12 protein-coding genes are annotated in these 11,956 nt (G+C 60.2%); 10 read left to right on the top strand and 2 right to left on the bottom strand.

Annotated features, from left to right (window positions below; genetic code table 11):
* Positions 1-16 precede the first annotated feature (16 nt).
* Complete coding sequence (rimO, locus tag GWQ22_RS05160; protein ID WP_275929651.1) at positions 17-1,345, bottom strand: 30S ribosomal protein S12 methylthiotransferase RimO; 1,329 nt, start codon at positions 1,343-1,345, stop codon at positions 17-19.
* 284 nt (positions 1,346-1,629) lie between these two features.
* Between rimO and GWQ22_RS05155 the strand changes: the two genes are divergently transcribed.
* On the top strand, positions 1,630-2,721 hold the full coding sequence (locus GWQ22_RS05155) for an HD domain-containing phosphohydrolase (RefSeq protein ID WP_042038617.1): 1,092 nt from the start codon (positions 1,630-1,632) through the stop codon (positions 2,719-2,721).
* A 96-nt stretch (positions 2,722-2,817) separates the two neighbouring features.
* Here the strand turns inward: GWQ22_RS05155 and GWQ22_RS05150 are convergent, their stop codons facing one another.
* A complete protein-coding gene (locus tag GWQ22_RS05150; protein ID WP_275929650.1) occupies positions 2,818-2,949 on the bottom strand; it encodes a hypothetical protein in 132 nt (43 codons plus the stop codon).
* Positions 2,950-3,167: 218 nt separating this feature from the next.
* On the opposite strand from GWQ22_RS05150, the gene GWQ22_RS05145 reads away from it, so the two are divergent.
* From GWQ22_RS05145 to fliG, 9 genes are all read left to right on the top strand, one after another.
* Positions 3,168-3,536 (top strand): helix-turn-helix domain-containing protein, encoded by a 369-nt coding sequence (locus tag GWQ22_RS05145; protein ID WP_275929649.1) that lies wholly within the window; start codon positions 3,168-3,170, stop codon positions 3,534-3,536.
* Between the two features lie 4 nt (positions 3,537-3,540).
* Positions 3,541-3,909: an arsenite efflux transporter metallochaperone ArsD gene (arsD, locus tag GWQ22_RS05140; protein ID WP_275929648.1), complete on the top strand. Its 369-nt coding sequence runs from the start codon at positions 3,541-3,543 to the stop codon at positions 3,907-3,909.
* A gap of 60 nt (positions 3,910-3,969) precedes the next feature.
* Positions 3,970-5,733 (top strand): arsenical pump-driving ATPase, encoded by a 1,764-nt coding sequence (gene arsA / locus GWQ22_RS05135; protein ID WP_275929647.1) that lies wholly within the window; start codon positions 3,970-3,972, stop codon positions 5,731-5,733.
* A 133-nt stretch (positions 5,734-5,866) separates the two neighbouring features.
* Positions 5,867-6,931: an ACR3 family arsenite efflux transporter gene (gene arsB / locus GWQ22_RS05130; protein WP_212514116.1), complete on the top strand. Its 1,065-nt coding sequence runs from the start codon at positions 5,867-5,869 to the stop codon at positions 6,929-6,931.
* Between the two features lie 75 nt (positions 6,932-7,006).
* Positions 7,007-7,432, top strand: coding sequence for a glutaredoxin-dependent arsenate reductase (gene arsC / locus GWQ22_RS05125; protein WP_212514115.1), 426 nt, complete (start codon positions 7,007-7,009; stop codon positions 7,430-7,432).
* Positions 7,433-7,613: 181 nt separating this feature from the next.
* Positions 7,614-8,399: a hypothetical protein gene (locus GWQ22_RS05120; protein WP_108536513.1), complete on the top strand. Its 786-nt coding sequence runs from the start codon at positions 7,614-7,616 to the stop codon at positions 8,397-8,399.
* Between the two features lie 424 nt (positions 8,400-8,823).
* Positions 8,824-9,141, top strand: coding sequence for a flagellar hook-basal body complex protein FliE (gene fliE, locus GWQ22_RS05115; RefSeq protein ID WP_042034112.1), 318 nt, complete (start codon positions 8,824-8,826; stop codon positions 9,139-9,141).
* A gap of 46 nt (positions 9,142-9,187) precedes the next feature.
* Entirely contained in the window at positions 9,188-10,894 is a 1,707-nt protein-coding gene (gene fliF, locus GWQ22_RS05110) for a flagellar basal-body MS-ring/collar protein FliF (RefSeq protein WP_042034111.1), read from the top strand.
* On the top strand, positions 10,887-11,948 hold the full coding sequence (gene fliG / locus GWQ22_RS05105) for a flagellar motor switch protein FliG (protein ID WP_042034110.1): 1,062 nt from the start codon (positions 10,887-10,889) through the stop codon (positions 11,946-11,948). Before fliF ends, fliG begins: the two co-directional genes overlap by 8 nt.
* Positions 11,949-11,956: the final 8 nt, after the last annotated feature.

The raw sequence follows: 11,956 nt of genomic DNA, 5'->3' as shown, positions 1-11,956 counted from the left end.
GTCACCGACTGCGGGCTTAGCCTACCATGCTGGCCCACAGGTCGTATTCGTCCGCTTCATCGATGCGAACCTTGACCAGATCGCCGGGTTTGAGGCCGGTTTCGCCGTTGAGGTAGACCAGACCGTCGATCTCGGGGGCATCGGCGGCGGAGCGACCGGTGGCACCCTCTTCGTCCACCTCGTCGATCAACACCAGCATCTCCTTGCCAACCTTGCGGGCCAGCTTGCGGATGGAGACCTGCTGTTGCAGCTCCATGAAACGCTGGAAGCGCTCTTCCTGAACCTCTTCCGGTACCGGATCCGGCAGCTCGTTGGCTTTGGCGCCTTCGACCGGGCTGTATTTGAAGCAGCCGACCCTGTCCAGCTCCGCCTTGTCGATGAAGTCCAGCAGCATCTGGAACTCTTCTTCGGTCTCGCCGGGGAAGCCGACGATGAAGGTGGAGCGCAGGGTGATCTCGGGGCAGATCTCGCGCCACTTCTGGATCCGCTCCAGGGTGCGCTCGACCGTACCCGGGCGCTTCATCAGTTTCAGGATGCGCGGGCTGGCGTGTTGCAACGGGATGTCGAGGTAGGGCAGCACCTTGCCATCGCGCATCAGCGGGATGACGTCATCCACGTGCGGGTAGGGGTAGACGTAGTGCAGGCGTACCCAGATGTCGAGCTTGGCCAGCTCTTCGCACAGGGCCACCATGCTGGTCTTGACCGGCATGCCGTCGTAGAAACCGGTGCGGTGCTTCACATCGACGCCGTAGGCGGAGGTGTCCTGGGAGATCACCAGTATCTCTTTGACGCCCGCCTCTTTCAGGCGCTTGGCTTCCGCCAGCACGTCGCCGATGGGGCGGCTCACCAGATCCCCGCGCATGGAGGGGATGATACAGAAGGTGCAGCGGTGGTTGCAGCCTTCGGAAATCTTCAGATAGGCGTAGTGACGCGGGGTCAGCTTGACGCCGTGGGCTGGCACCAGACTGGTGAAGGGGTTGTGAGTTGGCTTCTCCACATATTTGTGGACGTGACCCAACACCTCTTCGTAGGCGTGGGGGCCGGTGATCTCGAGCACCTTGGGGTGGATCTCGCGGATCTGGTTCTCTTTGGCGCCGAGGCAACCGGTGACGATTACCTTGCCGTTCTCGGCCAGTGCTTCGCCGATCGCTTCCAGCGACTCCTGCACCGCGCTGTCGATAAAGCCGCAGGTGTTGACGACGACCAGCTCGGCATCGTCATAGCTGGGCACCACGTCGTACCCTTCGGTACGCAGCTGGGTCAGGATGCGTTCTGAATCGACCAGGTTTTTGGGGCAACCCAAGGAGACGAATCCTACTTTGGGGGCCTGTTTTGTGTTGGACATCGCTCAATCACTCTTAGGTGGCTCTTCTTTTAGGGCGCGGATTTTACCGGAATGGTTAACCAAAAACTATACAGCCAGCACGGCAGAACCGAACAATATCTCTGGCGGGGCAAGATTGCCTGGGTGTGACCTCAGTCACGACGCCACTTTGGGGGTATCTCTTTGGGGCAGAGCAAACTGTCTACCCGATCACATTTTGTTGAGTTTTCAGTTAACAAGATGGGAGCTGGTTGATGGGCTTCATTATACTCCCATCAGGCAGGCACACCAGCAGGGAGAACGGGATGGATAGCTCATTTGGCGAGAGAATGCAGAATGTGCACGCCACGCTCAGGCAACGTTTTGACAAGGTGAGCCGGGTGGCCATCGCTATCTATGACCAGCACACGGATCGGCTCAAGACCTTTGCCCACAGCACCGAGGGGAGATCCCCCCTGATGCAGTACGAGGTCAAGTTGAGCGAGGTGCCCTCTCTGCGCTATCTGGCCGAACATCAGCAACCCAGGGTACTCGACAGTCTGGACTCTCTGCTGGGCTCGAGCTCGGAGCACAGCCGCAAACTGCTGGAAGCGGGGTATGCCTCCAGCTATACCGAGCCGCTGCTGTTTAACAGCAGGCTGTTTGGCTTTCTGTTTTGCGATGCGATGGAGCCGGGTTACTTCAACGAGCCCATTCGCAGCGAGCTGTCAGCCTATGCCCAGGTGCTGTCGGCCATCATGGCGGTGGAATTTTTCTCCATTCAGACCCTTGGCGGTGCGCTGATTACGGCGCGGGAGTTCAGCCGCTATCGGGATGAGGAGACCGCCAACCATCTGCACCGGATGTCTGCCTACTCCCGGCTGATCGCCAAGACGTTGGCCCCCACCTGCGGCCTGAGCGACGAGGAGGTGGAGTTTATCTATCTCTTCTCCGGGCTGCATGACATCGGCAAGATTGCGGTGCCGGACGCCATCCTGCTCAAGCCGGGCCAGCTGACGCCGGAAGAGTTCGAGATCATGAAGACTCACCCCGGCAAGGGGCGGGAGATGATCAGCCTGATGATCAACGAGTTTGGCCTCGATGGCATTCACCACACCGATATGCTGACCAATATCATCGCCAGCCATCACGAGCGCTTTGATGGCACGGGCTATCCGCAAGGGCTGGCGGGGGAGGCCATCCCGCTGGAGGCGCGCATCGTGACGGTGGCCGATGTGTTCGATGCGCTGACCAGCGAGCGCCCCTACAAGCAGCCCTGGCCGTTCGAGACGGCGTTTGCCTATCTTGAGGCGCATGCCGGCAGCCAGTTCGATCCCGCCTGTGTCGAGGCGGCGCTTCGCAACAAGGAGGCGTTTCGCGTCATCCATCAGCAGTATCAGGATCTCGCCACCCAATAGGATGTGGCCACTGCGCCCCCCCTCGCTCAAGCCTGTTATCCGCCCTATCCGCAAGCCATGCCGGTCACGGCACTCCTCACCTGCCTGGGCAGGGGATCAGTAGCAGCTGTGACGTGGGCTTTCCTCCTTGCCCTGGCTCAGACAGTCCACACAGTAGCGAGCTTTTTTCAGTATGTTGGCCTGGGTCTGACGGGAGATGTTCATTACCCCGGCGGCCAGCTGCTGCATGGGGGATCCTGATTGGCATATGCAAGCTAAGGGAAGATGTGACTCGGGTACATGATCGGTGGATCTGAACGAGAAGCACAAACAGCGCCAGCGTATCCCCTGATGTCAGGAGGCATGGTGAAAGGGGGAGTTCATCCGTGGATCCAGGCTTGTAACTTGATCATTTCAATGTTTCTTGTATAGTTGAAATTATGAATCTGAGAGCGAAGGTGAACAGCATGAACAAAGAGACGGCCACCAAGGTGTTTGAATCGCTCGCCTCCGGCATTCGGCTGGATGTGTGGCGGTTGCTGGTCAAGGCGGGGCTGGATGGGCGGGTCGCAGGCGAACTGGCCAGCGAGCTCAATATCGCCCCCAATACCCTCTCGTTTCACCTCAAGGCCATGCTCAATGCCGGCCTGTTGTCGGTGGCGCAAGAGGGGCGTTTTTTGCGCTACCGCGCCAACATTCCCCTGATGCTGGATCTGATCGGCTATCTCACCGAGGAGTGCTGCGTCGGTCACCCTGAGGCGTGCGGCGTGATGCGTGCCGAGTCTACCTGTTCCCCCCATGTTCTGCCTTCGCAGCCCTGCTGCAACAAGGAGTAATGCCATGTCAGCCATTCAGGTTTTTGATCCCGCTCTCTGCTGCTCCAGCGGTGTCTGCGGCACCGAGGTCGATCAGGCATTGGTCACCTTTGCCGCCGACGTGGCTTGGGCCAAGGAGCAGGGGGTTGCCATCGAGCGCTTCAATCTGGCCCAGCAACCCATGCAGTTTGCCGAGACCCCGGCCGTTAGCGCCTTTCTGACTCATGCCGGGGAGGAGGGATTGCCGCTGGTACTGGTGGAGGGGCAGGTGGTGTTGACCGGCCGCTACCCGAGCCGCAGCGAGCTGGCCCGCTATGGGGGTCTGCCCGTGCCGCAGGCATCGATCAAGGGGATCGTCAAGGGTGATTGCTGCTCCGGCAGCGGTTGCTGCTGATCCCCTGAGTCAAACCAGATCCCCCAGCCGGGCTAGCCACTCTGTCGACAGGAGTTCGTCATGTTTCAGTTTCTGACCGATCCGCCCCCCTTTCTCTTTTTCACCGGCAAGGGCGGGGTGGGCAAGACCTCGCTGGCCTGCGCCAGTGCGGTGGCCCTCTGTGATGCCGGCAAGCGGGTGCTGCTGGTGAGTACCGATCCCGCTTCCAACGTGGGGCAGGTGTTTGCCACCGAGATTGGCAATCGCGTCACCGCCATCGCCGCTGTGCCCGGCTTGTCGGCGCTGGAGATAGATCCCCCTGCGGCGGCCAAGGCTTATCGGGAGCGGATCGTCGGGCCGGTGCGGGGCAAGTTGCCCGAGAGCGTGGTGCGCAGCATAGAAGAGCAGCTCTCCGGCGCTTGCACCACTGAAATTGCCGCCTTTGACGAGTTCACCGCCCTGCTCACTGACCAGGGGCTGCGCTCGGAATATGATCATATCGTGTTCGATACCGCCCCCACCGGCCACACCATCCGGTTGCTGCAACTGCCGGGGGCCTGGGGCGAATTTCTCGAGCAGGGCAAGGGGGATGCCTCTTGCCTTGGTCCGCTGGCGGGGCTGGCTAAGCAGCGCAGCCAGTATGCCGAGGCGGTTGCCGCATTGGCAGACGGGAAACAGACCCGACTGGTCTTGGTGGCCCGCGCCCAACACTCAACCCTGCGCGAAGTGGCCCGCACTCACGAGGAGCTGGCCGCCATCGGTTTGTTAAACCAGCAGTTGGTGATCAATGGCCTCTTTCCCGAGGACGCCATTGCCGGTGACTCGCTCGCCTTGGCCCTCTGGCAACGTGAGCAACAGGCCCTTGCCCAGATGCCGCAGGGGATCAAGGGGCTGGCGCAGGATCATATCCCGTTGCTGGCTACCAATCTGGTGGGGGTCGAGAGCCTGCGCCAACTGCTGCAACCAGCGGCGATGGCCGAGCTATCCCCTGTTGCACCATCCTGTATCCAGCATGAGCAGCCTGCGCTGGGGTCGCTGGTGGACGAGCTGGCCGCCGATGGCCACGGCCTTATCATGCTGATGGGCAAGGGCGGGGTGGGCAAGACCACGCTGGCGGCCGCCGTGGCGGTGGAGCTGGCCAGCCGCGGCCTGCCGGTGCACCTCACCACCTCGGATCCTGCCGCGCATCTGAGCGAGACGCTGGCAGACGCCTTGCCTCATCTTGAGGTGAGCCGCATCGACCCCCACGCCGAGACCGGGCGTTACCGCGCCCAGGTGCTGGCCACCAAGGGGGCCGCGCTGGACGAGCAGGGGCGGGCACTGCTGGAGGAGGACTTGCGTTCCCCCTGCACCGAGGAGATCGCCGTGTTTCAGGCCTTCTCGCGCATCATTCGCGAGGCGGGCAAGCGCTTCGTGGTGATGGATACCGCCCCCACCGGCCACACCCTGCTGCTGCTCGACGCCACCGGCGCCTACCACAGGGAGATAGCTCGTCAGATGGGCGGCAAGGGGATGCACTTCACCACGCCCATGATGCAGTTGCAGGACCCCAAGCAGACCAAGGTGCTGATCGTTACCCTGCCCGAGCCCACGCCAGTGCAGGAGGCGGCAACTCTGCAAGCCGATCTGCGCCGCGCCGGCATCGAGCCCTGGGGCTGGCTTATCAACCACAGCTTGCAGCAAGCTGCGGTCAGCTCGCCGCTGCTGCAACTGCGGGCCGAGCGTCAGTTACCCCATATCGAGGCGGTCGAGCAGCAGCATGCCAGCCGCTACGCCGTGGTGCCGCTGCTCGCCGAGGAGCCGGTGGGGCCCGATGCCCTGCGCCGCCTCTGCCAGCACCACTGAATTGCCGCCCCGGCCCGCTGTCGGGGCGGCTTGGCTATGCCGTTAACTTGTTATGAACCCGTGTTTTTAACCTTTTTTGAACCTTGTTTTGAACAAATGTGAGATGCGGGATTGCGCCGTATCGGGAGCTGTGATGTCTGCAATATGTGATGCCAAGGCAGTGCCTGCCATCGGCTTTTTTGAACGTTATCTGACCGCCTGGGTCGCCCTCTGCATTGTGGTGGGGATTGGCCTCGGGCAGGGGTTGCCGGACCTGTTCAAGGCGATCGGTGCCATGGAGGTGGCCAGGGTCAACCTGCCGGTGGGGCTGCTTATCTGGGTGATGATCATCCCCATGCTGCTCAAGATCGACTTTGGGGCTCTGCATCAGGTGAAGGGCCACATGAAGGGAATTGGCGTCACCCTCTTTATCAACTGGCTGGTCAAGCCCTTCTCCATGGCCTTCCTCGGCTGGCTTTTTATCCGCGTGCTGTTTGCCGACTGGCTGCCGGCGGATCAGCTTGACAGCTACGTGGCGGGGCTGATCCTGCTGGCGGCGGCCCCTTGCACCGCCATGGTGTTTGTCTGGAGTCGCCTCACCAGCGGCGATCCCTACTTCACCCTGTCGCAGGTGGCGGTGAACGACCTCATCATGGTGTTTGCTTTCGCGCCGCTGGTGGCGCTGCTGCTCGGGGTCTCCAGCATAGTCGTGCCGTGGGATACCCTGCTTACCTCTGTGGTGCTCTATATCGTCATTCCGGTCATCATTGCCCAGCTGCTGCGCAAGGCGTTGCTGCGAAAGGGGCAGGCCAGTTTCGATGGTGTCATGACCCGTATCCAACCCTGGTCGGTGGCGGCCCTTTTGCTCACCCTGGTGCTGCTGTTCGCCTTTCAGGGCAACGCCATCATAGAGCAGCCGCTGGTTATCGCCCTGTTGGCGGTACCGATCCTGATCCAGGTGCTGTTCAACTCGGGATTGGCTTACTGGCTCAACCGCAAGGTGGGGGAGAAGCACTCGGTTGCCGGCCCCTCTGCCCTGATCGGTGCCTCCAACTTCTTCGAGCTGGCGGTGGCCGCCGCCATCAGCTTGTTCGGCTTTCACTCTGGCGCCGCGCTTGCCACCGTGGTTGGCGTGCTGATCGAGGTGCCTGTCATGCTGCTGGTGGTGCGCGTCGTCAACGCCAGCAAACCCTGGTACGAGGCGGGGCTGAGCCGTTAACTGATGGCCGTTAACAGATGGCCGCTAACTGATGCTATCCATTTTCTATTCACTTGATTAATGAGAGACACGTAAATGAGTGCAATCACCATCTATCACAACCCGGAATGTGGCACCTCCCGCAACACCCTGGAGCTCATTCGCAACAGCGGCGTGGAGCCCACGGTTATCCACTATCTGGAGACGCCCCCCTCCCGCGAGCAGCTGGTGGCGCTGATCGCCGCCATGGGCATGCCGGTGCGCGAGCTGCTGCGCAAGAACGTGCCCCCCTACGAGGCGCTCGGGCTGGCGGAAGATCGCTTCAGCGATGAATCGCTTATCGATGCCATGTTGGCCCATCCGATCCTTATCAACCGTCCCATCGTCGTGACGCCCCTTGGCACCAAATTGTGCCGTCCGTCGGAACTGGTGCTCGATATTCTGCCCTCCCGGCAACAAGGGGCCTTCGCCAAGGAGGATGGCGAGCAGGTGGTGGATGAAAGTGGCAAGCGCCTCAAGTAGTACCCGCGCTCAGGCGTAGCGCAGACATGATAATGACCACGAGGGCGCCTGGCGCCCTCGTGCACAGGTGTAGCTGCCAGGGCCGCGTCACTCGTTGACCGCGCCGTGAGCACCGCCTTATCCGGCGTCATCCAAATCTGCTACTGTGACTATCGACTCATCACAGAGGGTAGATAGCAGCATGAAAATTCGATTCCTGGTGATTGCAACGACGCTGGCACTGGCGTCGACCCCCGGTCTGGCCGATTGGGCGAAGCTGAAGGCTGCCGCCTCCGATCTTGGTACCGCGGTGAGCGAAACAGGCAAGGAGGTGTGGCAGGATGTCAGTGACTTCTCCAAGAAGAGCTGGGCCTCCATTTCGGCCTGGGGGGAGGAGGCGTTCAATACTGCCGGAGTCTGGACCGACAAGAGCATAGCGACCGGCAAGGAGTGGCTGAAGGTCGCTGACAAGAAGCTTGACGAGATGTTGAATCCCAAGACGGCGCAAGAGGCAAGGGTGGCGCTCAATACTATGGCCGATACTGCGCTGGTGCGACTGTTCAACGAGCAGCCTTCCGCCAAGTTGTTGTTTGACAAGGCCTATGGCTATGCGGTGTTCGATTCGCGCAAATTCTCCCTGATGCTCCATACCAACCAGGGGGCTGGCGTTGCGGTCAATCGTAACAGTGGCGAATACACCTATATGAAGATGTTTGGCGCGGGGCTTGCGGCCGGGATTGGGGGCAAGTTCTATCAGCAGGTGATCCTGTTTGAAGACAAGGCCAGATTCGATGCCTTTGTGACCCAGGGCTGGGAAGCCACCTCGGAAGTGGGCGTGGTGGCAGGCAAAGAGAGCGCCGAGCTGACCGCCAAATACAACGGCGGCATGGCCATCTACCAGATCGGCGAGAAGGGCTTGCTGCTCGATGCCAACATCTCGGGATCCAAATACTGGATAGATGAGGATCTGACGGAAAAGAGCCGGTAACGGTGTCGTTATCGGCTGATCACAGCAGGTAATGGCGTTGCCATCATCTGTCTATCAAGGCCCGCATGGCGGCAATGCCAGTTAGTTAATCATTTTATGTGACTAAATATTCTTAATTAACGGGAGCGGTGCCAGGGTGAACGCCTCAATAGGGCTGACACCTTTGCCCTGACTGGTACCCAATAAAAAAAGAGGGAGGCATCATGCCTCCCTCACTCTGTAGCCCTTATACCTCGCGGGTTGGGACTCAAACTATCTTAACTGACTTGCATTAGGCACCTTAGCCGGATTTAATCAGAGCCACTGGCACTTGTCGAACCCGCCTATCCTGGTCTGGCCACTCATTCACACCACACTCTAAGCGCATTGGCACTCTAATTGCTTACTGGATGCCAGCGTCAATGATTTGTCTGGGGATTGAGATATGGAAATTAGTGCAAGCAGCCTGATGCAAGAGATGCAGGCGCTCAAGATCGAAGCGGGTGCCACGCCACTGGCACAGCCCGGCCGTGAGGTCACTTCTGACTTTGGTCAGTTGCTGCAGCAGGCGCTCGGCAACGTCAACGAGCTGCAAGGCGCGGCCAATGATCTGCGTACCCGTTTCGATATGGGCGACAAGTCAGTCGATCTGTCCGATGTGATGATCGCCGGCCAAAAATCCTCTATTGCTTTCGAAGCAACGGTACAGGTGCGCAACAAGATGGTCGATGCCTACAAGACCATCATGAACATGCCGGTATAAGTGATTACTGAACATCATGAAGATGTCAGCAATAAGGACATAAATCGTGGCTAATGACCAAAACGGCGACCTGCTGATGAACGATGAGGGCACTGCCGCCCTCGATGAGAATGAGCAGAAGAGTTCCGCACTCGGCTTCCTGTCCAACACCGATGTGCTGCGGCAAATCACCCTGATCCTGGGACTTGCCATCTGTCTGGCCATTGCGGTGTTTATCCTGCTGTGGGGCAAGGAGCCGGACATGCGTCCCCTCGGCACCTTTACCACCCAGGAGTTGGTCAAGACCCTCGATTTCCTCGATCAGCAGCGGATCCCCTATGAGGTGGATGGCAAGAGCGTGCTGGTCAGAGCCGAAAGATATGCTGATATCCGCCTGCGCCTGACTCGTGCCGGCCTTGCCAGCAATACCGATGCCAGCAACGATGGCGAGTCCATTCTGCTCAAGGACTCCAGCTTTGGCGTCAGCCAGCGCATGGAGACGGAGCGCCTCAAACTGAGCCGCGAGCGTCAGCTGGCGAGCGCCATCGAGCAGTTCCAGAACGTGGCCAAGGCCCAGGTGCTGTTGGCAATTCCCAAGGACAACGTGTTCGCTCGCAACGAGCGCAGGCCCAGTGCGACTGTGGTACTGAGCCTCAAGGGCAACGCCCTCGGCCAGGGGGAAGTGGACTCCATCGTCGACATGGTCGCCTCTGCCGTGCATGGCCTCGAGCCGACTCGTGTCACCGTGACCGATCAGAACGGTCGCTTGCTCAACTCGGGTTCCCAGGATCCCATCTCTGCCCAGACTCGCAAGGAGTTTGCGATGCAGCAGAGGCAGGAGGTGGAGTACAAACAAAAAATTGACGCCATTCTGATCCCCGTGCTTGGCGCCGACAATTATACGGCGGAGGTCGACCTCTCCCTCGATTTCTCCCAGCAGGAACAGACCCGCAGGACCTTCAACCCGGACCTGCCGGCCGTGCGCTCCGAGATGACCCTGGAAGAGAACAGCGCCAATGGCGGCGGTGGCATACCAGGTGCCCTCTCCAACCAGCCGCCTGCCGCCTCCAACATTCCCGAGCAGACCGCCGCAGCTGATGGTGCCAGCGCCGCGGCTTCCGGCCGCTCCCGCAAGGAGGCGACCCGCAACTTTGAACTGGATACCACAGTGAGCCATATCCGGCGCCAGATGGGGGGCATTCGCCGCATGACGGTCTCGGTCGCGGTGGATTACAAACCCGCTACCGCCGCCGATGGCAAGGTGACCCGCGAGGCGCGCAGCCAGGCAGAGCTCGATACCCTGCGCCGTTTGCTGAGCGGTGGGCTTGGCTTTGATGTGACCCGAGGTGATACGCTGGAAGTGGTCGCCATCCCGTTCAACCGGCCAGAGTTTGAGAGCGTGGCCGCCGCACCCATCTACGAGCAGCCCTGGTTCTGGCGCGCGGTGCGCATCGCCGCCTCCGTGCTGGTCATCATAGTGTTGATCGTGACAGTCGTGCGCCCCATGCTCAAACGCCTGCTCTACCCGGATGCACGTCCGGAAGGGGATCTGGACCTGGACAACAGCATAGTGCTGGGTGGGGATGACGAGCTCAGTCTGCTGGCCGCTCAGGCCGAGTCAGAGCCGGTGTTCGGGGTACGTGACGGCCATCTGAAACTGCCGGATCTGCACCGTGACGAGGACTTGCTCAAGGCGGTACGTGCGCTGGTGGCGAACGAACCTGATTTGGCCGCACAGGTCATTAAAGAATGGGTAACGAACAAAGATGCCTGAAGATAATAAGACCCAAGTCACTGGCAATGACATTACCGACAGCCAGCGCCAAATCCTGGACCAGATGAGCGGGATGGAGATGGCGGCTGTGCTGATGCTGAGCCTCAACGAAGAGGATGCCGCCCAGATCTTCCGTCATCTCGAGCCCAAGCAGGTGCAACGGCTCGGTATGTCAATGGCCTCAATGTCTGACTTCAGTCACGATCGGGTGGCGGCGGTGCACCGTCAATTCATCGACGATATCCAGAAGTACACCAACATAGGTATCGGCAGTGAAGACTTCGTGCGCAAGGCGCTGGTGGCAGCCCTTGGCGAAGACAAAGCCAGCAACCTGGTGGATCAGATCATCCTGGGTTCCGGTGCCCGTGGTCTTGATTCCCTCAAGTGGATGGATGCCCGCCAGGTAGCCAGCATCATCCAGAACGAACACCCGCAGATCCAGACCATAGTGCTCTCCTATCTGGAACCGGAGCAGTCTGCCGAGATCCTGAGTCAGTTCCCGGAGCAGGTGCGTCTGGATCTGGTGATGCGGATCGCCAACCTCGAAGAGGTACAACCGGCAGCGTTGCAAGAGTTGAACGACATCATGGAGAAACAGTTCGCCGGCGCGGCTGGCGCCCAGGCAGCCAAGATGGGCGGCCTGAAGGCGGCGGCCAACATCATGAACTACCTGGATACCAATATCGAAGGCCAGCTGATGGACTCCATCCGCGACTCGGACGAAGAGATGAGCCAGCAGATCCAGGACTTGATGTTTGTGTTCGAAAACCTCATCGATGTGGACGACCGCGGCATTCAGACCATGCTGCGGGAAGTGCCGGGGGATCTGCTGCAGCGCGCCCTCAAGGGCTCCGACGATCAGATGCGCGAGAAGATTTTCAAGAACATGTCCAAACGGGCGGCCGAAATGCTGGCAGACGATCTGGAGGCCATGGGGCCAATCCGGGTCTCCGAAGTGGAAGCGGCCCAGAAAGAGATCCTCTCCATCGCCCGCCGTCTGGCGGATGCTGGCGAGATCATGCTGAGTGCCGGTGGCGGCGAGGAGTTCCTCTAAACCATGGA

This window comes from Aeromonas sp. 1HA1, assembly GCF_029237385.1.
Lineage (GTDB): Bacteria > Pseudomonadota > Gammaproteobacteria > Enterobacterales > Aeromonadaceae > Aeromonas > Aeromonas popoffii.
Note: the sequence above shows the minus strand (reverse complement) of the source record. Positions and strands in the feature narration are given on the sequence as shown.